Origin of the sequence: Pseudomonas sp. FP2254, from assembly GCF_030687695.1 — a bacterium.
Classification (GTDB): Bacteria; Pseudomonadota; Gammaproteobacteria; order Pseudomonadales; family Pseudomonadaceae; genus Aquipseudomonas; species Aquipseudomonas quebecensis.
Map to the genome: position 1 here is coordinate 3,064,219 of NZ_CP117444.1, position 25,135 is coordinate 3,089,353.

19 protein-coding genes are annotated in these 25,135 nt (G+C 62.7%); 16 read left to right on the plus strand and 3 right to left on the minus strand.

Annotated features, from left to right (window positions below; all coding sequences use genetic code 11):
• Positions 1–378: 378 nt before the first annotated feature.
• From PSH94_RS14035 to PSH94_RS14105, 15 genes are all read left to right on the plus strand, one after another.
• Entirely contained in the window at positions 379–732 is a 354-nt protein-coding gene (locus PSH94_RS14035) for a hypothetical protein (protein WP_305434862.1), read from the plus strand.
• Between the two features lie 189 nt (positions 733–921).
• Positions 922–1,881, plus strand: a complete 960-nt coding sequence (locus PSH94_RS14040; RefSeq protein ID WP_034098224.1) for a MoxR family ATPase — start codon at positions 922–924, stop codon at positions 1,879–1,881.
• A gap of 5 nt (positions 1,882–1,886) precedes the next feature.
• Positions 1,887–2,819, plus strand: coding sequence for a DUF58 domain-containing protein (locus tag PSH94_RS14045; RefSeq protein ID WP_253507972.1), 933 nt, complete (start codon positions 1,887–1,889; stop codon positions 2,817–2,819).
• The gene (locus PSH94_RS14050; protein WP_181077950.1) at positions 2,816–3,310 is read left to right on the plus strand and encodes a DUF4381 domain-containing protein; all 495 of its coding nucleotides are present in this window, start codon (positions 2,816–2,818) and stop codon (positions 3,308–3,310) included. The genes PSH94_RS14045 and PSH94_RS14050 overlap by 4 nt, the downstream gene beginning before the upstream one ends.
• A complete protein-coding gene (locus PSH94_RS14055) occupies positions 3,303–4,391 on the plus strand; it encodes a VWA domain-containing protein (RefSeq protein WP_181077952.1) in 1,089 nt (362 codons plus the stop codon). Before PSH94_RS14050 ends, PSH94_RS14055 begins: the two co-directional genes overlap by 8 nt.
• Positions 4,388–6,136: a tetratricopeptide repeat protein gene (locus PSH94_RS14060; protein WP_305434864.1), complete on the plus strand. Its 1,749-nt coding sequence runs from the start codon at positions 4,388–4,390 to the stop codon at positions 6,134–6,136. The genes PSH94_RS14055 and PSH94_RS14060 overlap by 4 nt, the downstream gene beginning before the upstream one ends.
• Positions 6,133–7,770: a BatD family protein gene (locus tag PSH94_RS14065; protein ID WP_181077956.1), complete on the plus strand. Its 1,638-nt coding sequence runs from the start codon at positions 6,133–6,135 to the stop codon at positions 7,768–7,770. The genes PSH94_RS14060 and PSH94_RS14065 overlap by 4 nt, the downstream gene beginning before the upstream one ends.
• 718 nt (positions 7,771–8,488) lie before the next feature.
• On the plus strand, positions 8,489–8,788 hold the full coding sequence (locus PSH94_RS14070; RefSeq protein WP_305434866.1) for a DUF3077 domain-containing protein: 300 nt from the start codon (positions 8,489–8,491) through the stop codon (positions 8,786–8,788).
• A 161-nt stretch (positions 8,789–8,949) separates the two neighbouring features.
• Positions 8,950–9,156: a hypothetical protein gene (locus tag PSH94_RS14075; RefSeq protein WP_253507978.1), complete on the plus strand. Its 207-nt coding sequence runs from the start codon at positions 8,950–8,952 to the stop codon at positions 9,154–9,156.
• A gap of 41 nt (positions 9,157–9,197) precedes the next feature.
• Positions 9,198–10,070 (plus strand): M12 family metallo-peptidase, encoded by an 873-nt coding sequence (locus PSH94_RS14080; protein ID WP_305434867.1) that lies wholly within the window; start codon positions 9,198–9,200, stop codon positions 10,068–10,070.
• A gap of 30 nt (positions 10,071–10,100) precedes the next feature.
• On the plus strand, positions 10,101–11,234 hold the full coding sequence (locus PSH94_RS14085; RefSeq protein WP_305434868.1) for a hypothetical protein: 1,134 nt from the start codon (positions 10,101–10,103) through the stop codon (positions 11,232–11,234).
• Between the two features lie 136 nt (positions 11,235–11,370).
• Positions 11,371–12,609 carry an exonuclease SbcCD subunit D C-terminal domain-containing protein gene (locus PSH94_RS14090; RefSeq protein WP_305434869.1) on the plus strand — a complete coding sequence of 413 codons (1,239 nt, stop codon included), beginning with the start codon at positions 11,371–11,373 and terminating at the stop codon, positions 12,607–12,609.
• A complete protein-coding gene (locus PSH94_RS14095; protein ID WP_305434870.1) occupies positions 12,606–16,244 on the plus strand; it encodes an AAA family ATPase in 3,639 nt (1,212 codons plus the stop codon). The genes PSH94_RS14090 and PSH94_RS14095 overlap by 4 nt, the downstream gene beginning before the upstream one ends.
• Positions 16,241–16,834, plus strand: coding sequence for a glutathione S-transferase (locus PSH94_RS14100; protein ID WP_305434871.1), 594 nt, complete (start codon positions 16,241–16,243; stop codon positions 16,832–16,834). Before PSH94_RS14095 ends, PSH94_RS14100 begins: the two co-directional genes overlap by 4 nt.
• A gap of 196 nt (positions 16,835–17,030) precedes the next feature.
• Positions 17,031–18,403 (plus strand): IS3 family transposase gene (locus PSH94_RS14105; protein WP_305434873.1). Its coding sequence is split into 2 segments (ribosomal slippage): positions 17,031–17,502 and positions 17,502–18,403, totalling 1,374 coding nucleotides; the frame shifts between segments, so codons are not numbered across the junction.
• Positions 18,404–18,474: 71 nt separating this feature from the next.
• Here the strand turns inward: PSH94_RS14105 and PSH94_RS14110 are convergent.
• From PSH94_RS14110 to PSH94_RS14120, 3 genes are all read right to left on the minus strand, one after another.
• A complete protein-coding gene (locus PSH94_RS14110) occupies positions 18,475–18,654 on the minus strand; it encodes a hypothetical protein (RefSeq protein WP_181076955.1) in 180 nt (59 codons plus the stop codon).
• 155 nt (positions 18,655–18,809) lie between these two features.
• Positions 18,810–19,985 (minus strand): lactonase family protein, encoded by a 1,176-nt coding sequence (locus tag PSH94_RS14115; protein WP_253507988.1) that lies wholly within the window; start codon positions 19,983–19,985, stop codon positions 18,810–18,812.
• Positions 19,972–20,262 (minus strand): DUF5629 family protein, encoded by a 291-nt coding sequence (locus PSH94_RS14120; RefSeq protein WP_181076953.1) that lies wholly within the window; start codon positions 20,260–20,262, stop codon positions 19,972–19,974. Before PSH94_RS14120 ends, PSH94_RS14115 begins: the two co-directional genes overlap by 14 nt.
• A 152-nt stretch (positions 20,263–20,414) precedes the next feature.
• On the opposite strand from PSH94_RS14120, the gene PSH94_RS14125 reads away from it, so the two are divergent.
• Positions 20,415–25,106 carry a hypothetical protein gene (locus PSH94_RS14125; RefSeq protein ID WP_305434876.1) on the plus strand — a complete coding sequence of 1,564 codons (4,692 nt, stop codon included), beginning with the start codon at positions 20,415–20,417 and terminating at the stop codon, positions 25,104–25,106.
• Positions 25,107–25,135: the final 29 nt, after the last annotated feature.

Sequence of the window (25,135 nt, forward strand, 5' to 3'; positions counted from 1 at the left end):
AGGGTGACAGGTGGGTGAAGCTGGACAAGACAGTCAGGTCACATACAACTTCCATAAGATGCGCACCTTGCCAGGTGACGGTACGACGGGCAGGTCAGGCGCCTGGAATGTGCGCATCCGTTGCGCAGCTTAACGAGTGTAGGAGGACGGCTCTTGCAGCGCTGCGACATATTCGGTCATCGGTAAGCAAGACCAGGGTTGCGACGGGTGCAACCAAGGTTAAGCCGTGAAAAATCTACGCATTTGATCGACAAAAGCACCCGAAATGACCGACCGATACTGAACAGTCATCTCCCGCTGGCCGATACAGCATTCAGCACAAACGTGCGCGCAATGGCACAATTGCCGGCGCCGTGCCTCCACCCAACAGGATTCCCCATGCTTCAGTTAAAAACCGACGCCCTCATGGCCACCCCATGCGACGAAGAAGAAGACAATATGGCGATGCTCTGCTGCCATGGCAAAAACGGCGAGATGTTCATGCTCAGCCGCTACCCGGACGAAGAGGAAGTCGAGCTGACCTGGGACTACGAGCCGTCGACCCTGGATGGGCTGAAGGTCACGCTGGGCGACACGACGTTGCGAATAGAACTGGCTGCCGGTGATGCTGATGCGCTGGGTGGCAAGGATCAGCTGGAGATTACCCATGCCACGGTCGCATCCGACTTGGGCGAGGTGGAGGACACCTTGCAGAACATCCTCAAAGGCACGGGCACCTATACTCGGATTTAAAAGGCGAGCCCCGCCCGCATTGCCGGTGTTCACAACAGAAAGCGCACCTTCGCACATAATTCCTACAAGTTTTGCCAAAAATAGCCGTTACGCCGTTAGTCGCCACGCCCCTCGATGCATTAAAGTAATGCCCCCAGCCCGCTGTTCGTTTCACAGCACGCGGGCTCTTCTTTCCAGGAACCGTCATCGATGGAACATCGTGAAGCGCTGCTTGCGCTGCGAACCTTTCTTTCTACGCAGATTCTCGGCCAGGAAAAGCTCATCGAGCGCCTGCTCATCGCCCTGCTCGCCGACGGCCATATGCTGGTCGAAGGCGCGCCGGGCCTGGCCAAGACCAAGGCCATCAAAGAGCTGGCCGAGGGCATCGAAGCGCAGTTCCATCGTATTCAGTTCACTCCCGACCTGCTGCCCGCCGACATCACCGGCACCGAGATCTATCGCCCGGAAACCGGCAGTTTCGTGTTCCAACAGGGGCCGATCTTCCACAATCTGGTGCTGGCGGACGAGATCAACCGCGCCCCCGCCAAGGTGCAATCGGCCCTGCTCGAAGCCATGGCCGAACGCCAGGTCAGCGTGGGGCGCAGCACCTACGACCTGTCGCCGTTGTTCCTGGTGATGGCCACGCAAAACCCCATCGAACAGGAAGGCACCTACCCGCTGCCCGAAGCCCAGCTCGACCGTTTCCTGATGCACGTCAAGATCGGTTTTCCCGATGCCACCGTGGAGCGGCGCATCCTGCAGCAGGCGCGCGGCGAAGCGCTCAACGGTGAAACCAAACCCGAGCGCCGCGTCAGCCAGCAGGCGATCTTCGCCGCTCGCAAGGAAATCCTCGGCCTGTATATGGCCGATGCGGTGGAGGAGTACCTGGTGCAACTGGTTATGGCCACGCGCACACCGGCCAAGTTCGACCCGGAAATGGCCGAATGGATCGCCTACGGCGCCAGCCCGCGCGGTTCCATCGCCCTGGACCGCTGCGCACGCGCCCACGCCTGGCTGGCCGGGCGCGACTTCGTAAGCCCGGAAGATATCCAGGCCGTACTGTTCGACGTGCTGCGCCACCGCATCATCCTGTCGTTCGAGGCCGAAGCCGCCGGGATCGACCAGGACCGCGTGGTGCAACGCATTCTCGACGTCGTTGCCGTCGCTTGAAGGCTATGAATACTGGTGATGGAATCCGCGTCACGCTCAGCGAGCTGATTGAGATGCGCCACCGCGTGCGTGAAGTGCAGCTGTTTTCCACGCCGAGCCAGCGCAGCCCTTTGATCGGCCTGCACCATTCCAAGCTGCGCGGGCGCGGTGTGGACTTTGACCAGGTGCGCGTGTACCAGGCCGGCGATGACGTGCGCACCATTGACTGGCGCGTGACTGCGCGCACCCAGGAGCCGCACACCAAGCTGTTCCACGAAGAGCGCGAGCGCCCGATTTTCATCATGGTCGAGCAAAGCTGCCGGCTGTTTTTCGGCTCCGGCCAGATGTTCAAGTCAGTGCTCGCCGCCCAGGCCGCCAGCCTGATCGGTTGGGCGGCGCTGGGGCATAACGACCGGGTCGGTGGGCTGGTGTTCGGCGACAACGAGCATTACGAAATCAAGCCACGCCGCAGCAAGCAAAGCCTGCTGCAATTGCTCAACCGCCTGGTGCGGGTCAACCAGAGCCTGAATACCGAAACCCGCCCCGAAGCCGATGCCTTGGGCATGGCCCTGCGTCGTGGCCGCGAGGTCCTGCGCCCGGGCAGCCTGGTGATCGTGATCTGCGACGAGCGCGCGTTGAGCGACGGCGCCGAGCAGCAATTGAGCCTGCTGTCGCGCCATTGCGACCTGTTGCTGCTGCCAGTCTGCGACCCGCTCGACCATGCCCTGCCCGCCGCCGGGCTGCTGCGCTTCGCCGAACGGGGTGCGCAACTGGAACTGGACACGCTCAATTACGATCTGCGCCAGGCCTACAAGGCTCAGGCCGAAGCCCGCATCGCCCGCTGGGAATTGCTCGCGCAGAAACTACGTGTCTTGCTGATGCCCTTGAGCACCCAGAGCGAAATGGTCGAGCAACTGCGCGAATACCTCAACCCGCAACGCCCGGTTAAAAAGCAATGAGCAGCCTCGATCAACTGCAACCGCTGATTGCCCCGCCGGCCATTGGTTTCTGGCCGCCCGCGCCAGGCTGGTGGCTGTTGCTGTTGCTGATACCGCTGCTGGGCTGGGGCCTGTGGTCGCTGCGCCGTTTTTTGCCGACCCGCCGCCCGGCGGTGCGCACCGAGCAACCGCTGGACCCGCTGCGCATCGCCGCCCTCGCCGAGCTTGCGCTGATGCCCAAGCCCTATGACGGCGCGCCCGCCGGCGCCTGGCTGCAGCAACTCAACGGCCTGCTCAAACGCCTGTGCCGCAACGACTACCCCTACAGCCAGAGCCATACCCTCAACGGCCGCAAATGGCTGGCATTCCTCGACAACCGCTGCCCCGCCGCAGGCCTGACGCGCTGGATGGTGCTGGTGGAAGGTGCGTACAAGCCCGAATGCAAACTCGACGACAAGGCCATCGCCGGCCTGACCCAGGCCGTCGACACCTGGATCCGCAAACATGTTTGAGTTCGCCTGGCCATGGGTCTTCCTCTTGCTGCCGCTGCCCTGGTTGATGCGGCTGATCCTGCCGGCGGCCGACAGCGGCGAACCGGCGCTGAAAGTCAGCTACCTCAGCGACCTCGAAGGCCTGGCACGCCGTCGCGCGCGCTCCAACCTGCCGGGCTGGCGCCAGCAAGCGCCGTTCGTGGTGCTGTGGCTGCTGTTGCTGACCGCCGCCGCGCGCCCCGAATGGCTCGGCGAACCCTTGCCGATCGCCGCCAGTGGCCGCGACCTGCTGGTGGCGGTGGACGTTTCCGGCTCCATGGACTTCCCCGATATGCACTGGCAGGACGAAGACATCAGCCGCCTGAACCTGGTCAAACACCTGCTCGGCGATTTTCTCGAAAGTCGCGAAGGCGACCGCGTGGGCTTGATCCTGTTCGGCAGCCAGGCCTACCTGCAGGCGCCCCTGACCTTTGACAGGCGGACCGTGCGCACCTGGCTGGACGAGGCGCGCATCGGCATCGCAGGCAAGAACACGGCCATCGGCGATGCCATCGGCCTGGCCTTGAAACGTCTGCGCCAACGCCCGGCCCAGAGCCGCGTACTGATCCTGGTCACCGACGGCGCCAACAATGCCGGGCAGATCGACCCGCTGACCGCCGCGCGCCTGGCCGCCGAAGAAGGCGTAAAGATCTACCCCATCGGCATTGGGGCCGACCCGGAGCAAAACGGCTCGCTGGGCATCCTCGGCGTCAACCCCAGCCTGGACCTTGACGAACCCTCGCTCAGGGCGATTGCCGAGGCCACGGGGGGCCAGTACTTTCGAGCCCGGGATGGCGCGCAGCTGCAAGCGATCAAGCAGACTTTGGACACCCTCGAACCGGTTGAACAGCAACCCACCCAGGCGCGCCCGGCACACGCGCTGTACAGCGCGCCGCTGGCGCTGGCGTTGATCCTGAGCGTGTTGCTGGTGATCCAGGAACGTTGGCCGAACAACGCGCTGCAACGCGGCTTCGATAAATTGGCCAGCAAAGGTTTATTCCTGCCACCCAAGCCCCAGTGGCGCCAACGTCTCAAGCGCCTGCGTTTACGGGGGCGCCGATGATCGCTCTGTGGCCGCACTGGTTTCGCCCCTGGTGGCTGTTGCTGCTGCCATTGCTCGGCTGGTTGCTGTGGCAACTGTGGCACCGGCAAAAACGCGCCGGGCGCTGGCAGGTCATCCTGCCGCCGGCCTTCCATGCCGTGCTGCTCAGCGGCGGCAACGGCCGCGAAAGCAAATCACCGTGGGTCGTGCTGGGTATTGCCTGGCTGCTGGCGGTACTGGCCTTGCTCGGCCCGAGCTGGCAACGCGTGGAACAGTCCAGCCAGAAACCTGCCGACCCGCTGGTGGTGCTGCTGGAGCTGACCCCGGAAATGCTCGCCACCGATGCCCCACCCAACCGCCTGGAGCAGGCGCGGCGCAAGCTGTATGACTTGCTGCGCGCCCGCAGCGATGCGCAGACCGCCATCGTGGTGTACGCCGGCAGCGCCCACACGCTCGTGCCCTTGTCGGACGACCTGGCCACCAGCGGCAACCTGCTGGAAGCCCTGCGTCCCTCGATCATGCCCGAGCCGGGGCACCGCGCCGACCTGGCCGTGGAAAAAGCCCTGGCCCTGCTGAACCAGGCCAGCCTGGGCCAGGGGCGTCTGTTGCTGATCGGCTCGTCGTTGTCCAAACAAGAGCGCCAAGGCATCCGGCTGTTGCTGCAGAGCGCCCAGGCGCCGAGCCTGTCGATCCTCGGCATCGGCAGCCGCGAGGGCACGCCCGTGGCCCAGGAGAGCGGTGAGTTCCTCAAGGACGAACAGGGCGCAATCCTGGTGCCGCGCCTGGACAGCCCGACCCTCAAAGCCTTCGCCAGCGAAATGGGCGGTCGTTATCGCGCTGCACGCCTGGATGACAAGGACCTGCGCCAGCTCGGCGTACTGGACGCCCCGCAAGCCATGCGCGACGACGGGCAACGCCTGCGCCTGGATACTTGGGCCGACCAGGGTTACTGGTTGCTGCTGCCGTTACTGATGCTCGCCGCCTGCGCCGGGCGCCGGGGGTGGCTGTTCTGCCTGCCTTTGTTGCTGCTGGGCGCGCCCCAGCCGAGCTACGCGTTCGAGCTGCAGGATTTGTGGCTGCGCCCCGACCAGCAAGGCCAGTACCTGCTGAAGAAAAAACGCCCCGCGCAAGCCGCCGAGCGTTTCGAAGACCGGCAATGGCAAGGCGTGGCGCTGTATGAGTCGGGCAACTACGCCGAAGCGGCCAAACGTTTTGCCGAAAGCAATGACGCGTTCGCCCACTACAACCGCGGCAACGCCCTGGCCAAGGCCGGCGAGCTGGAGGCGGCGGTGGATGCCTACGACCAAGCCCTCGAAGCCCAGCCCGACCTGCACCCGGCGCTGAAAAACAAAGCCCTGGTCGAAGCCTTGATACAGGAACAGGCCCAGGCGCAGGCCGAGCAAAAACCCGAGCAACCGGCAAAAAACCCGGATGACGAAACACCCCAACCCGGCCAGACTGCGCAACCGGGCGCCGATGGGCAAACCGCCACCGGCGGTGAAGAGTCCACCCAGGGCCAGGGCAAATCCGGCAGCACCGATACCCAGTCCGGCGTCAAACCCACGACTGGCAGCAACGAGGTGCCGGGCAGCGAGCTGGGCGACGAGCAAACCACCACGCCGCCGCTGCGCCGCTCCGACGCCAGCCTGAGCGAACAACGCCAGGCCCTGGAACAATGGCTGCGGCAGATTCCGGACAACCCCGGCGAACTGCTGCGGCGCAAATTCTGGTACGAACAGCAACAACATCAGGACAAGACTCGATGAGCCGCCCCACCCTACTGCTTCTGCTCGCGTTATCGACCAGCGCCGCCCAGGCGGCGAACCTGGTTGCCAGCGTCGACCGCAGCCGGCTGAACTCCGGTGAAACGGTGGAGCTGACAGTGGAGTCCAGCGATGCCACCCAGTTCGGTAAACCCGACCTGTCGCCGCTGGATGCGCAGTTTGAAGTCAGCGGCACGCGCCAGATCAACCAACTCACCACCCTGGGCGGCGACAACCACGCCACCACGCGCTGGATCATCACCTTGCTGCCCAAGGAAAACGGCACGGTGGTGATCCCGCCCCTGCAAGTGGGCGACCTTCAGACCCAGCCGATCAGCCTGCAGGTCATGGAAACCGCCAGCCAGAACACCAGCGCGGAACTGGCGCCGGTGTTCGTCGAAGCCAGCCTCGACCAGTCCAGCGTGTATGTCCAGGCCCAGGCGCTGTTGACCGTGCGCGTATACCACTCGGTGTCGCTGTATGACGACAGCAGCCTCACGCCGTTGCAGATCGCCGACGCGCGCGTCGAGCAACTGGGCGAATCGCGCACCTATGAAAAAGTCATCAACAGTATTCGCCATGGCGTGATCGAAACTCGCTACGCCCTCTACCCCCAGCACAGCGGCAGCCTGGAGGTGGGTGCGCAGACTTTCAGCGCCACCTTGGTGGAAGCGCGCCCGCCCCAGGACAATACGCTGCAGGGCACCAAGCCGGGCAAGCTGATCCATGTCAGCTCCGCACCCTTGCGGCTGACGGTCCGGCCCAAGCCGTCGCTCTACCCTGCCGATGCGCCCTGGCTACCGGCCCGCAGCCTCACCTTGAGCGAAAGCTGGAACCCCGAGCCTGCGCAGGTGCAAGTGGGGGACTCGCTGACCCGCAGCCTCACGGTCAAGGCCGAAGGTCTCTCCAGCGCACAACTGCCGGCCCTGCCCAGCACCGACATCGCCGGCCTGCGCCGCTACCCGGACCAACCGGTGCTGGCCAACCAGACCAGCGAGCGCGGCCTGGTCGGCAGCCGCGAAGACCGCGAGGCGCTGGTGCCCAACCGCGCCGGCGCGCTGGAACTGCCGGCCGTCGACGTGGTGTGGTGGAACACCCACGAAGACCACCTGGAGCGCACCAGCCTGCCGGCGCGCACCCTGCAAGTGGCCAACAACCCCAGTCTGGTGGTGGACACCCCCGCCACGCCGACCATCATCACCGCCCCGGACGACAGCCGCCTGTGGCTGTGGCAACTGAGCACCTTGCTGCTGGCCTGCACCACCCTGCTGGGCTTCGGCCTGTGGTGGCGCGCGCGTCGGCAACCCGCCGTGCAGCGCGCGACGCAAACCGGCCCGAGCCCGCGCACCCTGCTCGACGACCTCAAGCGCGCCACTCAGGCCAACGACCCCCAGGCCACTCGCCAGGCCCTGGACGCCTGGGCGCGCCAGCAACCGGAAACCCTGGCGGACATGGCGGCGCGCTTCGTGCCGCTGTCGGACGCGCTGGATGGGTTGAACGGTGCGCTGTACAGCGAGAGCGGCCAGTACTGGCTGGGCGAAGACCTGTGGCGCGCGGTCAAAGCCATCCCCATGGCCGAGCGCGAACCGGACCCGGCCACGGACACCACCAGCTTGCCACCGCTGTATCCCAAATAAGCCCCTGCATCCCTGACACACCACACATAAAAAGTTGGGAGGGGGCTTGCCCCCGATAGCCATGGGTATCTACACAACTTTCAGATCCTGACAAATCCCCCTGTGGCGAGCGGGCTCGTCCCGCGTTGGACGGCGAAGCGGCCCCAAAGCAGCCTCTACAGAGTGTCTGATACAGCGCATTCTTCTTTACTGGGGCTGCTGCGCAGCCCAACGCGGGACAAGCCCGCTCGCCACAACAGCCCTATCTGCCGGGCGTTCAGCGTTGAACCAAAGTTGTGTAGATACCTATGCCCCGATAGCGGTGGGTCAGTTGTAGATGAGCGGACTGACACGCCGCTATCGGGGGCAAGTCGAATCGTCGCACCGCCCCTCCCATCTTTAACCTGCGCTGCTGATCGACATGCATTGTTAAAGGCCAGCAATCCCTATCCCTTTAATTTGCAGGACGTTTCCTAGACAATCCCACGGCCTTGCGCCTGCTTGTTCCACTGGCTAGCCTTCGCTCCGTCGCTGCCTATCAGCGATCAGGGGTGAGATCCTGTGAACAGAAAGCCAAGCGCCACAACCGCGAGCAACATGCTCTATGGCGGCTGTGTGCGGGCAGACTTCGGTCTGACCGGGTGCTTCCTGACCGGTAATCTCACCCCGCACATAGCTGCCACCTTTCGCCGAGTGAGATCGGTAAAAGATTGGCTCCCACTTTTCAGGAGCTTCACTCATGAACAAAATCGTCCCCGACCCACCCCGTTTCAGCCTCGACCGCGACATTCTCGACCGCGCTCTGCGTCATTACCTGCAACCCGACTCACCGCCATCCTTCACCGTGCACCACGACCTCAGCTTCGAAGACGCCCTCGCCCAGCTCTGCGACCTGCTGCGCTGCGCCGCCGCCACCGCGTCCGACACCACCCAGGGATTGAGCGGCGAGCAACGCCATATGGCCGGCGCCACGCAGCACCTGATCGACATGGCCAGCACCCTGGCCGACCGCGCGCTGGAGTGCCTGCACGCTGGGTGATACCGCAAATGGGCTGGTTCCCAGTAATGAGAGTCAGCCCACTCCCTCCCTGCCACCCGTCGGAACTGTGATTTCTGACAGTAGCCAGCCTCCCAGCCCCTGCCCTTACATACTTGAACGTTAAGACCGATCGGTGATGCGCTCAGGAGCAATGGCAAATCATGAACAAACTCACGTCCTATGCGCTGCTCGCGCTCTTGTTGTTGGTGTGCTCGCGCAGCTTTGCCGTCGAGGAGCTGTTTATCCTCGGCGATGCGGTGTCGGCCCAGGCCAGCGTCGCGCAACCGCGCAACGCTGCCTTGCAGGCACTGCTCAGCGACCCGACCACATCGCAGGTTAACCAGGTGACCCTGCACCTCGGTTGCTGACGGCGGGCACCAGGAACCTCGCGCTGCCCCTGGAGGATGGCGTGGTTGTGGTCGCCGACAGGGTTGAATCGTACCGCCAGAAGCCGGGCATGCTGGTCTGGCATGCGCGCCTGCCGGACCAGCGCAGCCACGCCCGGCAGGCCTCTACCGCCCATAAAGAAGTGCCCGAAGATGGCCTTAATACCGTGACGCTGGCACGTCACGACGACAACATCACCGGTTCAATTCGTTATAAGGGCCAGCTCTACCTGCTGATGCCGATAGGCGATGGCAGACACGTGATCGTCAAGGTGGACGAAACCCGCTACCCGGGCGATGCCGAACGGCCCGCCGGGCGCACCGGCAAGCAGGGGGCCAAAACACGGGGTACCCGCCCCTCGAAAGAAGCTGCCAGCCCCCTGAGCACGGTGCGCGTGATGCTGGTATTCACCAACGGCGCCAGGACGGCGTGGCCGGACATGGACGGGCTCGCAACGCTGATGTTCGCCGAGGCCAACCGTGGCATGACCCTCAGCGAAGTGCCGGTGTCTTTCCAGAGCGCGGGGGTTTATCACCTCGACTACGACGATATTTCTGGCGCGGATGGCTATGACGCGATGTTGAAAAGCCTGCGGGACCCCACAGACGCCACCCTCGGCGCACCCGTGCATGCTTTGCGCGAACAGCAAAAAGCCGACCTGGTAGTGTTGGTTACCAACGCCAGGGGACTGTGCGGGTTGGCGTATGTGAACGCACCCAAAGCGTATGCATTCAGTGTTTTAAGCTGCCCGACCGGTACCTACGTCTTTGCCCATGAGATGGGCCACAACTTCGGGCTGAGTCATAACTCAGACGTGCCGGCAGGCGTCCATGGCGACGGCTTCGGCTACCGGCAAACCACCCAGACGCCCTTCTGGCGCACGATCATGTCATAAGAGTGCCTGTCGCCTGTTCAGTGCCCAAGGGTGAACTACTGGTCCAACCCCGATCACACCTACGACGGCTTGCCCATGGGCGTGGCAAAGATCAATAACAGCGCACGCGTCATCAACCTGCGACGGGACACGCTGGCAAACTTTTACCCGCCCTTTATTGGCGAGCCGCCTGCCGCCCAGCTGCGTGTGCCGCAGGAGGTCGATGCCAATCAAACCTTTCTGGTCAGCGTCATCGCCGCCGACTCACGTCGCAACCCGTTGCGCTACCACTGGACAGCCGCCGACTTCATCCCCAGCGAGGGCACGACGGCTTCGCTCACCCTCACAGCGCCGGACGTTGCGCAAGACACCCACTACCCCATTTCGGTGGATGTCTCAGGCACCTACGGCACCACACGCCTGAACGCGACGATCAAGGTCCGGCCCGCCCCGCCACCGATCACCGCCACCCTGAAAATCCAGCCGGTAGTCCCGTCCGGCGGTAAATTACCGATCCGCGTCGATGCGCAGAGTCCCACCGGCCTGCCATTGAGCTATGCCTGGAGCAGAACCGCCGGCATGTACGAAGGCAGCATAGGGAATCGTCCCCAGGGCGTGTATACCGCGGCGACGGTCATCAAAGACACCCCTACCACCATCAAGGTGGTGATCAAGGCCGGCCCCTATGAGCTGGAGCGCTCGGCCCCGGTAACGATTCTCGCCGCACCGACCACCCCACCGCCCATCGCGAAGATCAGCGGCGCACGCGAGGTATCGGTGAACATGGCCCTGTCCCTGTCCAGCGGTGATTCCAGCGGCGAACAATTGACCTATGCGTGGACAGCCACGGGTTTCACACCCGCCACATCGACGCAGGTTCATCCGATATTTCGGGCACCCGCCAGCCCGGGCAACCACATGATCACGCTGGTTGTTACCGATCGCCATGGGCGCAGCGCCGGCGACGATCATAATGTCGCTGTCACCTCGGAGCCGTTGCCGATATGCACCACCCCCTGGGAGGAACATGGGACGTATGGCCATGGCAGCGAAGTGTCCTATGACGGTTACAACTACAAGGGCCTTCATTGGTCGAACGGCATGCAACCCGACCTGAACTTTACAGACAAGGACTTCGACTTATCGCAACCCTGGCGGCGTCTGCAGCCCTGCCAACACCCGTAACACCAACCAACAGGGAGCGCGCACCTCGCTCCCTGTTCGGTTTGCGCGCAAGACGCCGCTCATCTAGGTAAACTCTGCATTTTTCACCGTCGTTCATGCCTGCGGCGGTCATTGACTAGAGTTTCTGGAGTCCGCCTTGCGTCTGTTCCACACCTCCGACTGGCACCTGGGCCAAAACCTCCACGGCCAGGACCGCGACTTCGAACACGCCTGTTTCCTTGAGTGGCTGCTGGGCCAACTCAAAGCCCATAGCCCGGAGGCGTTGCTGATCGCCGGCGATATCTTCGACACGGTCAACCCGCCGCTCAAGGCCCAGGAGCGGCTGTATGACTTCATCATCAGCGCCCATGAACAAAACCCCAACCTGACCATTGTGATGATCGCCGGCAACCACGATTCCGGCTCGCGCATCGAACTGCCCGCGCCGTTGATGCGGCGTTTGCACACCCATGCATTGGGCCGCGTGCTGTGGCTGGATGACGGGCAACTGGACGCCGAGCGCCTGCTGATCCCGCTGCCGAACGCCAAAGGCAAGATCGCCGCCTGGTGTCTGGCCTTGCCGTTTTTGCGCCCGGCGGAAGTCACCGGTGCGCACCTGGGCGACGACTACCTGCGCGGGATCGGCCAGGTGCATGAATGGCTGATCGCGGCCGCCAACGCCAAGCGCAAAAAAGGCCAGGCGCTGATCGCCATCAGCCATGCGCACATGGCCGGCGGTTCGGTCTCGGAAGACTCCGAGCGCAGCCTGATCATCGGCAATGCCGAAGCGCTGCCCGCCAGCCTGTTCGATAACAGTGTCGGCTATGTTGCCCTCGGCCATTTGCACAAGCCGCAAAAGGTCAATGGCGAAGAGCGCATTCGCTACAGCGGCTCGCCGATTCCGTTGTCATTTTCGGAGATTGGCTATAAGCATCAGATACTCGACGTCACCTTCCAGGGCCAATGCCTGGTGAGTGTCGAACCGATCCTGATTCCCCGTTCGGTCGACCTGCAACGCCTGGAGGCCGCGCCGTTGGCGGACATCCTCAAACAACTCGCCGACCTGCCCGACATCGACCTGCTCGCCGAAACCCAGCGCCACCCCTGGCTCGAAGTGCGCGTGCGCCTCGACGAGCCGCAACCGGACCTGCGCCAGCAAATCGAAAGCGCCCTGCAAGGCAAGGCCGTGCGTCTGGTGCGCATTGCTGCCGAGTACGCGGGCAAGCGCGGCGGCGACGACACGGACGATGAGCGCCTGATCGAACTCGACCAGCTCACGCCCCAGGAGCTGTTCAGCCGCGCCTGGCAGGACAGCTACGGCAGCGAAGTGGATGAACAGACTTTGCAGGACTTCGCCGTGCTGCTCCAGGAAGTGCAGCAGGAGGAGCAACCATGAAGATTCTCGCCATTCGCCTGAAAAACCTGGCCTCCCTGGCCGGCCCGTTCGAGATCGACTTTACCGCCGAGCCCCTGGCCAGTGCCGGGTTGTTCGCGATCACCGGCCCCACCGGCGCCGGCAAGAGCACCTTGCTCGATGCGCTGTGCCTGGCGCTGTTTGGTGCGGTGCCACGCCTGGGCGACACCGGCCAGGCGAAGATGCCGGATGCCGACAGTGATATTTCCATCGGTGACCCGCGCACCCTGATCCGCCGTGGCACCGGCGGCGGCTATGCCGAGGTGGACTTCGTCGGTGTCAGCGGCCGCCGCTATCGTGCGCGCTGGGAGGCCAACCGCGCCCGCGACAAGGCCAGCGGCAAGTTGCAGAACAGCCGTCAGAGCCTGATCGACCTGGACAGCGACCAACTGCTGGCCAGCCAGAAAACCGAATACAAAACCCAGTTGGAACTGGCCCTGGGGCTGAACTTCGAACAGTTCACCCGCGCCGTGCTGCTGGCGCAGAGTGAGTTCAGCGCGTTCCTCAAAGCCAATGACAACGAGCGCAGCGAACTGCTGGAAAAGCTCACCGACACCGCGTTGTACACCCAGCTCGGCCGTCGCGCGTTCGACAAAGCCAAGGAAGCCAGGGACGCGCACAAGCAGTTGCAGGACCAAGCGAGCGGCATAGTCCCGTTGACTGGCGAGGCACGCGCTGAACTGGATCAACAGTTGGCCGAGGCCCAGCAGCAGCTCAAGACCCGACAGGCCCAACTCAAGCAGTTGGAGTTGCAGTACACCTGGCTCAAGGAATTGCGCGAGTGGCAGGAACGCCAACTCAACGCCACCGAACAACTGCAACGCGCCGAGGCCGAGTGGGCCGGTCAAAGCCAGCAACGCCAGGACCTGCTCCGCCTGGAGCAGTTGGCGCCGCAACGCCATCACTTCGCACGCCAGGCCGAACTGAGCGCACTGCTGACACCTTTGGCTGCGCAGATTCAGCAGCATATCCAACAGCAGAGCGAGCTGCAGACCCGCCAGGCGCAAGCTCAACACCAGCAGGCAGCCGCTCAAACGGCCTTGGCTGACGCCCTGAAGAACCAGAGCGACGCGGCCCCGCGGCTACGTCAGGCCTTCGAAGAACAAAGCACCCTCACCCACTTGACCCAAGACCTGGCCAAGCGCACCGACGAGCACCTCCAGCAGCAAACCGCCTGCACCGAAGGCCAAGCCCTGCTCAACGGCTTACTGGACAAGCAGGCTCAAGTCGCCGAACGCCTGCAAAGCCTGGGCGCCGAGCTGGAACGCAGTGCGGCCCTGGCACCCTTGAGTGAGGGTTGGACCTACCAGCGCGAGCGCCTGCAACAGCTGATGGTGATTGGTAACCGCCTGAAAAAGGGCCAGGACGAACTGCCGCAACTGGAGGAGCGCGCCACCCGCGCTGCCGAAACGTTCAGCGCACAACGCCAATCGCTGGACCTGCTGTATCAGGAAGCCGGCGCAGAACCCCATGCGGTGGCCGAACAGATTCAACTGCTCGCCAGCCTGTTGCAGGACAATCGCAAGCAACAGCGCGCCTTCGAAGACCTGACGCGCCTCTGGGACAGCCGGCAACAGCTGGACCTGCAAGCTGCCGCGCTGACACAGAAACTCGCCGATGCCCGACAACAGCGCGAGCGACTCAACCAGAGCGGCCTGCAAGCTAAAGCGGAACTGACGGTGGCCGAGCAGACATTGACGGTGACCAAGCACCTGCTCGAACGCCAACGCCTGGCGCGCAGTGCCAGCGTCGAAGAATTGCGCGAACAGTTACAGGACGACCAGCCCTGCCCGGTGTGCGGCAGCCATGAGCACCCGTATCACCAACCCGAAGCGCTGCTGCAAAGCCTTGGCCGCCATGACGAAACCGAAGAGGCCACCGCGCAGAAAGCCGTCGACACCCTCAAGGAAAAACTCACCGACCTGCGTGGCGAAGTCGGCGGGCTGATCGCGCAGCAAAAGGAATTTCTGCAACAGCAGGAACAGTTGGCCGCGCAACAACAGGCGCTGCAACCCAGCCTGGATGCACATCCGCTGGCCACTTCCCTGTTCAACCAGGACGCCGCCAACCGCAGCCCCTGGCTGGCTCAACAACTGGCCCAACTGACGCAAAACATCAGCCAGGACGAACAACGCCAGGCGGCCTTGCTCAACCTGCAACAAAACGCCGGGCGCTTGCAGCAACAATTGCAAGCGGCCCAGGACGCCAGCCAGCAAGCCCGCCAGTTGCTGGTGGATCAACAGCGCGAACTGTCCAGCGACCGCGAACGCCTCGACGAAGAACTCAGTGCCTTCGCCAATCTTCTGCCGGCCGAGACCCTGGAAGGCCTGCGCAAGGAACCTGCGGCAACCTTCATGCAGTTGGACCAGCAAGTCAGCCAACGCCTGGAACAGTTGGGCCATCAGCGCGATGAGCTGGCCGAGCAACAGGAACGCCAACAGGCCATCGAGAAACAACAGACCCACCAGCAGCATCGCCGGCAGCAACTTGAAGCACTGGCCCAGCAGGTCGGCGAACTGACCAGTCGACAGCACGCCGCCCAGGAAACACTCAGCCACCTGCTGGGCGAGCACGCCAGCGCCGAACAGTGGCAGCAACAACTGGACCAGGCCGTCGTACACGCACGCCAAGGCGAAACCGACGCCAACCAGCAACTGCAAGAGACGCGTGACGCGCTGGTGCAACTGGCCGCCGACCTCAAGGCCCGACAGGAACGCCAACAGGCACTGCTCGCGGAACAGCAAGCGCTCGACGCCCGTATCCACGAATGGCGCGCGCTGCACCCCGAACTCGATGACACTGGCCTGACGCGTCTGCTGGCCTTCGACGAGGCGCGCATCAACGCGCTGCGCCAGCAACTGCAGCACAGCGAGAAAGCCGTCGAACAAGCCAAGGTCCTGCTGCAAGAGCGCCAACAGCGCCTGGCGGAACACCAGGCCCTGCACAACGGCAACCTGGAAGCCGAACAGCTGGACAGCACCCTCGCCGCCCTCAACCAGCAATTGGCCGAGGGCGAGAAACAGGTGGCCGAACTGCGCGCGCGCCAGGCCGAGGACCAGCGTCGCCAGGACGCCAACAGCGCCCTGGCCCATGAGATCGCCACAGCCTATGACGAGTGGCAGCGCTGGGCACGCCTGAATGCACTGATCGGTTCGGCGACCGGCGATACATTCCGCAAGATCGCCCAGGCCTACAACCTCGACCTGCTGGTGCACCACGCCAATGTGCAACTGCGTCAACTGGTGCGCCGCTATCGCCTCAAGCGCGGCGGCAGCATGTTGGGCCTGTTGGTGATGGACACGGAAATGGGCGACGAACTGCGCTCGGTGCATTCGTTGTCCGGCGGGGAGACGTTCCTGGTGTCGCTGGCATTGGCCCTGGGGCTGGCGTCGATGGCGTCCAGTACGCTGAAGATCGAATCGCTGTTTATCGATGAAGGCTTCGGCAGCCTCGACCCCGAATCCCTGCAATTGGCGATGGATGCGTTGGATGGCTTGCAGGCCCAGGGCCGCAAAGTCGCCGTGATTTCCCACGTACAGGAAATGCACGAGCGCATCCCGGTACAGATCCAGGTCAAGCGCCAGGGCAACGGCCTGAGTACGTTGGAGGTCAAATGAGCCAAGCGCTGCTGTACTCGTTCCGCCGCTGCCCCTACGCCATGCGCGCGCGATTGGCACTGCGCTACAGCGGCGTGCCGGTACGCATCGTCGAGGTGAGCCTCAAGGCCAAGCCGGCCGAAATGCTGGCATTGTCGCCCAAAGGCACCGTGCCGGTGCTGAGCGTGGACGGCCAGGTGATTGATGAAAGCCTGGCGATCATGCAATGGGCCCTGGCCCGGCACGACCCCGAGGACTGGCGACTGGGCGGTGACCCGGCGGTGCTGGCGTTGATTGCCGAGAATGACGAGCGCTTCAAGTATCACTTGAATCGATACAAATACGCCGAACGCTACCCGGAGCAGCCCAAGGCGTTTTATCGGGCCGAGGGCGAGGTGTTCCTGCAAAAGCTGGAGGGATTGCTGGCGCAGCGAGATTATTTGCTGGCCGATCATCTGAGCCTTGTCGATGTGGCACTGGCGCCCTTTGTACGCCAGTTTGCCCACGTAGATCGGGAGTGGTTTGCAGGCACTGCGTATCACCGGCTACAGGACTGGCTGACACGCTTTGTGCAATCCCCGGTGTTCATGGCGGTGATGGCCAAGCCTTGAGCGCTTGGGTCCTGTGTCCAACACGGCACAGATCGTTCCCACGCTCCCGCGTGGGAATGCAGCCCGTGACGCTCCGCGTCGCCTGTGCGCAGTAGCCTGAGCTTGCGGCGCTGGGCGGGACGCGGAGCGTCCCAGGAGGCGTTACCACGCAGAGTGAACTGACCCCCAAAGGTTGGACACAACCTTTGGGGGCGTCATGGGTAAGTACACAGAGCAAGCAAAACTCGCAGCCGTGCATGACTATTGTTCCGGTAGCGCGGGTTTGAGGGATGTTGCACACCGTCACAATGTGGACTTTTCATCCCTTCGTCAGTGGGTCGCGGCCTATCAAGTGCATGGCGTTGCTGGACTTAAAGAGAAAAAGCTGCAGCGCTATAGCAACGACTTCAAACTGTCTGTTTTGAACCGTATGCGTGAGGAACAGCTGTCCTATCGGCAGACGGCGGCCTTGTTCGACATCCGTAAGTTCGACATCATCGGCCTCTGGGAACGCCGCTTTGATGAGGGCGGTTTTGATGCCCTTACCAAGCAGCCTAATAGAGCCGGACGTCCGAAAAAAATGCCGACCACCATTCCTCCTGTTCAACCCAGCTCAACCGATGACGAATCACGCTCACGCGATGATTTGCTTGCCGAGGTGAAGCAGTTGCGGATGGAAAACGACTACCTAAAAAAGCTCGATGCCTTGGTTCAGGAGAAGAAACGAATAGCGCAGCAGAAAAAGCGCAAATCGTAATAGGACTGAGGCCGCTGCATTCTCTCGAAAGCCTGCTGAAATTTGCCGGTTTGGCACGCAGCACCTTTTACTATCAGCAAAAGGCGCTGCAAGCGGCTGATAAGTACGCAGAGCTGAAAGACAAGATTCGCTCGACGTTCGACGAGCACAAGGGCCGGTATGGCTATCGCCGCATAACGGCTGCTGTACGGAGCGCTGGTCATCTCGTCAATCACAAGACTGTTCAGCGACTGATGGCGCAGCTTCAGCTCAAGAGCTTGGTGCGGGTGAAGAAATACCGGGCCTACAAGGGAGAGGTAGGCAAGGCAGCGCCTAATCTTTTGAGGCGTGAGTTCGAAGCTCCGTCACCCAATCAAAAGTGGGTAACCGACGTTACAGAGTTCAAAGTTGGAGGTCAGAAGCTTTATCTGTCTCCCGTTTTGGATCTGTACAACGGCGAAATCATTTCCTACGAGGTTGCCAGAAGACCGTTGTTCGATATGGTCGGGAAGATGCTCAAAGGTGCATTCAAGCGGCTTCAGCCGCATGAAAAACCGGTTTTGCACTCAGACCAGGGCTGGCAGTATCGAATGCCCATTTACCTGCGGGCTCTCAAAAAATGCTCCGTTACGCCGAGCATGTCGCGCAAGGGTAACTGCTATGACAACGCGGCCATGGAGAGTTTCTTCGGCACACTGAAGTCCGAATTTTTTTATCTGAATAAATTTAACGACCTGGATGAGCTTCACGCAGGCATCGACGAGTACATCCAGTATTACAATCACTCGCGTATCAGACTGAAGCTAAACGGCCTGAGTCCTGTTGAATACAGAATTCAGGCCGCTCAGGCATAGATAGAAAATCGTCCAACTTTGTGGGGTCAGTTCAGAGCGTGGGAACGATCAAAAGGCGTGGCCTGACGTGCTCAGTGCTGGGTTTTATGATCCAGGGCTGCATAGAAGTTGGCGCTTTGCTGCAGGTATTTCTGGGTATAGGCGCTGGTGCTGGAGGTGCGGCTGGTGACTTCCACGCTGGCGGCGGCCGGCAAGGCGACGGTGGCGGAAACAGCGGAAGCAGCGATGACGGAGAACAGATTGAAGTTCATGGCGGTAACCCTCGTGTACGTTTGGTGGTGTGGCCGGAGTGGCCTTGGAACCAAACGTACGCCCGAGGGCTGCGCCTTAGAAATGCTTTGAAACATTAGCCGCTATTAATACAATTAATACACAGGCTCAGGCCCCGCTGAACGGGGCCTGTGGCTTATTGACGCAGCAGGAACTTAAGGTCACTGGGTGCATCGATCGGCAATTTCTGCACGGTTTTACCCAGCAGGCCGGTTTTGAGGTCGCGCTCGATCACTACGATTTCATTGCTCTTCTGGTTGGCGATCAACAGGAACTTGCCGCTCGGGTCGAGGGTGAACTCGCGCGGATGGTCGCCTTCCACACTGCGACGCTGCAGCTCCTTGAGGTGCGCGGTGGCCGGGTCCACGCCAAATACGATGATCTGGTTGGCGGTGCCGCGATTACTCACATACAGGAACTTGCCGTCGCTGGAGGCATGCAACGCCGCACCGGCCTTGTCGGACACCGGCTGCCCGGCGGCGTAGTCGACCAGTTGGGTCTGGGTCAGCTTGCCGTCGTTGTAATCGAACACCGCGACCTGGGCGCTCATCTCGGTGGTCAACCAGGCGTGTTTGCCGTCCGCGCTGAACAGCAGGTGACGCGGGCCGCTGCCCGGCGGCAGCTGCACTGACGCCGGATTGGCCGGGGTCAATGGCAATTCGTGGTTGGTCGTCGGGTCATACCGGTAGGCGAACAGCTTGTCCGCTCCCAGGTCCTGAACGAACACGTACTTGCCATCTGGCGATGAGACCACCGAATGCACGTGGTTGGAGGCCTGGCGTTCAGGGTTCACGCGGCTGGCCGGGTGCCCGCTCAACTGCACCGGCGCCGACAACTTGCCGCCGGCGTCCACCGGCAGGATCGCCAGGCTGCCGCCCGGGTCTTCCACCACCGAATAGTTGGCGACAAACAGGTAACGCCCGTCCGCCGCCACGCTGGAATGGGTCGGTTCGTTACCCAGGCTCTGCACCTGATTGACCAGGGTGAGCTGGTGATTTTTCGGGTCGATCGCGTAGCTGCTCACGCGCCCCACCGCATCTTTCTGGCCCGGGCCATTTTCATTGACCACAAACAGATGCTTCTGGTCCTTGGATACGGTCAACCACGACGGGTTGTCCGCCTTGGCCGCCAGCACCGGTTTGCCTTGGAACTGCCCGGTACGACTGTCGAATTGCAGGCGGTAAATGCCTTCGCTGGTGCCGGCGGTGTAGCTGCCCACCAACAGTTCATAGGTGTCCGCCGGTGCTGCCTGCACCGACATCGCACCAACACTGCCGGCCATCAGCAGCGGCCAGAATCTACGCATCATCATGCTCGTCTTCCTCGTCGTTATTGTTGCCGGTGAAGGCGCTCATGCACACCAGGCGGTGTTCGCCCGACTCACCGGTGAGGGTCCAGCTTTGCAAATTGTCGTCAAAAGCGGCGCTCTGCACCTGCGCCTGGCTGAACGACCAGCGCTTTTCGGCGCGGCCGTCCATGCAGGTGATGCGCAGGCCGTTCTCGTCGAAGGTGAAGTCAAAGGCATGCAAGCCATCGATTTCGAGCATGTCGGCAGTGTGAAGTTCAGCGGGCAGACTGGAAGCAGTCATCGGGATCATTCATCAGTCAAGAAAACCGCTGATGATAGGCTAATCCGCTGCGGCTTTGCGGGTTTTGTGTGGTTGAGGTACCCGGTTATGGGTCCCCTGCGCGGCCGCTTTGGCATCCTCGGCACAACTCCTCATGCCGCCATGGAATACACATGCCCGACTCAAGCCCCGCTGCGCCCTTCAGTCCTCCTTCCGCCTTGCCTGCCGGGGTGAATACCCCAGCCCTGGCGGTCGCACGCGAGTTCGCCGGTCTTCCGACCCTTGAGCAGGTGATTCAACACCAGCTCGCCACCGCCATTGGCCAGCGCTATCCGTCGCTGAGATTGGATCTGGCCGCGACTCAACTGGCGACCCCGAACGGCAAACAATGGTTTTTCCGTCCGCTGCTGTCAGTGGTGCATGACTACCTGGGCGGCGTCGTCAATCTGGACTTCAGCGATATCGGCAACCTCGGTTATTACCTGACCGACAACCCTCCACGCCAGTTGAAACTGCCCGGCACCACCGCAACGCGCATAGACATGAAGGTGATCGAAGGCCTCATCAAGGAGCTGAACGAGACCCTGCCGATCGGCTTACAGAACGCCATAGGCGACTATTGGCGCGACGACAGCAGAGACGACCGCTGGCGCTGGCTGGCGGACATGCTGATGGACACGTTGAGAATCGCCGCCCTGCGTCGCACCGACCTGGATGACCAGGCTCGGGACATGCTCGACCAGTTCATCGGCACGCCCGATCGTGAACAGCGCAGCGCCCGTCATGGCGCCCAGGCGGTGTTTGCCTATTGCCTGGAAGCCACCCTGCGCAGCGCTGGCCGAAGCGTCACCGTACTGGGGCCGGAGCTGGTGCTGACGCGCCCCAGCCACGGCACGTCCACCGTGCTGCTGTGCAACCCCGGCGGGCAGATCGAGGCATTCACCTCGATGGACGCGTTGACCCAGGCCTGGGGCCAACGCCAGGGCGCGGGCTACCGCGTCGATGACATCCTCATCCGCCGTTATGAGCCGGACGCCAACGCCTTCGATCACGAGGCCGCCCTGCTCCTCAACCGGCAATTGGAACAACTGGGCGCCCTGTCCCTGCCCGCCACCCAGGGGTTTGCAGCCTTGCAGGCAGAATACCGACGGATCGTCGATCCAGCGCAGTTCTTTGCCGACTCGCCGACCATCGCGCCCGACCTTCTCACGACCTTGCGCCCCCAACTGCCGGCCTGGTTGCAGGACGCCGACAGCGCCACCAAGGCCGAGTACGGTCGCTATAGCCTGACCTTGGCCAGCGCAAAACAACGCGCGGGCGGGCGTACTTTCCTCAGCGGCATCAAAGATATCAAGACGTTCACCGCCGACAACCTGCGAAACGAGCTGCGCCGCGATGCACTGCGCTTCAACTCGCCCGCCGAAGCCTCGGCGCTGGACCCCGACCAACTTGAGCTGACCTTCAGCGTCGCCGCCGGCTATCCAGGCACCGTAGGCGTCATCCAGCACGAACGCATGGGCCTCACCGAGCTGGCAGTCAATAACCTGTCCAGCCGCCCCAAGGGCCAGATGCGCATTAACCACCGCCAGGGCCTGCCGCTGCCGTCCTGGCTCACGCCCGACTATGTCACGGGAAGCGGTGGGCTGATCGAACGTGTCGACATCGGCCGGCATTATCCCGGGCTACTGCAGACCCAACTGCTCGGCGACGATGAGCAAGCCCGCGAACGCGAAGTATTGTTCGCCGATCAGGTGTCGGTACAGCTGCCGATGCTGGCCCTGGAACTGAGCCTGCAACACGCCAGCGGCATGACCCGCGCCGGCGCCCGACGCGTGGCGGCGCTGACGGCCAGGGACGTCGCCGACCAGCAGGACATCGTGATTCGCCATCTGGCCTTGTCCAGCCACCCTGGCGCCCATTCGGACCAGGTGGCGAACATGTACATCATCGAAGCCCGTAACATCGAGGATGGGCCGCATATCCTGTATCGACCGCTGTACCGAGAACCGCTTCGGGAGTTTCACAGCCGCGCGGCCTTGTTCGACGCCATTGCCGAACCGGGAGAGTTGCAATCGAGCGTTTTGCTCTGGCTGGACGACTCCGCGCGGCCGATCTACGCCAACAATGGATTTCATGAGCCACATTACCTGCGCTTTGGCCAGGGCGATGAATTCAGCCCTGTGCGCACGCCGGAGCCTGCCACGTTGTCGGTCGATGGCCTGAACGACGAGTTGCACCAGTGCCTGCTCACCGGCCGCTTGATGCAGTACCTGTACAGCAGCAATGCCCAGGCGCTTGTGGCCCAGGCTGATCGCACATCGGTGTCCAACAGCGAAAGCCGTTGGCAAGTACTGCTTGAGGGCGGTGGGTTGCTGTTCGGCAGCGTGTTGTACCCCTTACTGCGCGGCCCGCTGCTGCTGACCGCCTGGCTGGCCACGCTGTACGCAGGCCTTGAACACGACGTCCAGGGCCAGGAATCCACGGACCCGCAGGTCCGGGAACTGGCCACGGTCGACCTGCTGCTCAACCTGGGCCTGGCCTTGCTGGAGGGCCCGCCATTGCCGACGGTGGCGCATGTCGCCACAGGTACCCCGCGCAAGTCCTCCCTGCCGCTGCCGCCGCATGTTGCCGAGCAATGGCCCGTTCCAGCTGCGCCCCATATTCATCAAGGCGCGGTGGCATTGCCCGGCGTATTGCTCGGCGCCGACACTGCGCCGCTGGACTTCAGCTTCGCCCACGCGCGGCAGCGCTTGACGGCCAGCCAACGCGCGCGCCTGGCCGGCTACAAGGCGCAGCGCCCACGGGTGTTGCCTGCCCCGATATTGCACGGGCCGCGCAAGGGCCTGTATGTGGTCGACAACCTCTGGCACGCCCTGGTAGACGGCCAGTGGTATCAGGTGGAACTCGAACCTGGGAACGGCGCGGTGATCATCGTCGACTCGCTCGATTCCGCGCGTCGCGGCCCGCACCTGCGTACCGACGGCCAGGGCACCTGGACCCTCGATACCCGCCTACGCCTGCGCGGCGGCATGCCGCCCAGACGTATTGCCGAGCAACGCCGACGCAAGGCTCAGAGAGTAACCGAGCTTGAAGCCGACTACGCGCAGTTCCTGGGTCAGCAGGCCACGCAGAACCGGACAGTCGAGGTCGCCCAGGCGGTCATGGAAAGTGCGCAGCAAGACACGCGATACACCGATGCACAGCGTGCCGATACGCGCAGGCGCTTCGAAACCGCCCTGGAACAACAAACCCGTTCGTACCAAAAGATTCTCGAAGGTGCGCAGGAAAGGCGGGAGCTGGACATCCCCTTGTCAGCGCAAACAGTGGCGGTACTCCTGGAAAACAGCGTCAACAACGCACGAAAGCTGGTGGTGGTCGCCGAAGCCGACCGGCAAGCGCTCTACAGGGCGAACAGCAAATTCACCGTCCAGGGCGCCGAATTCGATCTGGCGGTGATGCTCGATCCCGAAGGCCATGAACAGTTCATCAAGGCATTGCTGGACATCAATGAACGCTCGATCCACTGGCTGCAAGCCAAGGACCGTCACCTCAACGAACTGCTCGGCCAGGGAACCCCTGGTGCGCAAGCATTTACGCGGTTGACGGAAGGTCGGCCGCAAGAGATCAGTGCGCTGGCAATCCAGGACCTGCAGATTCGCACGCTCAAGCTGCAGGTCATCAAAGAAGATGCGCCGGCGTTTCAGGCTTTGGACGCCATCGTGTCACCGCTGTCGCAACACGTGCGTACCCATAGCGAGCTCAACACCGTGGAGTTGACTGCCGGTGACCGGGTGAGCGTATTGGACAGCCTGGTCGAACACTACGGCCGAGCGTTGGACGCCTTGCAGGGGCTAGGCATCGTGGCCGTGCAGGCCCCTGATAGACCGTATTCGAACCGGCTTTTCAAATTGATTGAGGCGCTGTACCTGGATGTCACCCGCAGACTGGCCGACGAAATCAAACCCGTCGCCCAACCGCGCGAACGCCGGCCCGGACGCCCTCCGACCGCACCAGGAAGGCCCCAGAAAAAAGTCATCAGGACGCGCAAGAAAGGCACGTTTATCGGCGACCTGAAACCGGCGGGAAGCACCTTGCCGATAGAGGTCGTCGAGGTCAGGTCCGAAGACAACGATCAATTGCTGAGCATGTACTCGCAGAAAGGTGAGGTGTGGGATGAAATCCTGCAGCCCGCTGCTGCGCGCCCACCGTCCGCCGTGCGCAGCCTTAACCTGGTCAAGGGCGAGGCTCGCAAGCTGCTGGCCACGCTGGACGAGCACCTGCGCCGCGGCAACGAGTACCGCAGAATTTCCCGACACCCTGAAGAAGTGCAGGAGTTCATGCAGCATCAAAGCGACCGCTTCAACAGCCTCGCCACGGAGCTGGATCAGGCCATCCAGGCGTTGCCTGAAAAAGACCGCAATAACGCCGATCGGGCATTGGTAACGCACCTGCTCGAAGCCGGCGCTCGGCTGACGGCCAAGGGCGACGAACTGCGCCTGCAACTGTGTCTGGACCTACCGCCCACCCATGCAAACCTTGAATACCTGATCGAGCAAAAGCAGGTCGGTGTGGCCCGGTATGGCGAGCGCGTGCCTCTGAGTGGCGAGCGCCGGGATTTCATTCAGGAATACGCGCTGACAGACCCGCAAGGAAAACTGTTGTGGTACGCGCACTTTCACTATGCCAATGCCGACACCCCCAAAGCCGATTACGCCGTTGCGCACCTCAAAACCAAGGAGCAGCGCAAGCAAAGCTACTACTCACTGCTGGCCAAGGCTGACAACCCCCAGGCCGTGGTGAACGTGCACCGTGGCCTGATCGGCAAGGCCCTGGCCGAGCGCTGGTTCCTGCCGTTGGCGTCGTAACGGCGCGATATACCCGCTCAAGACTTATA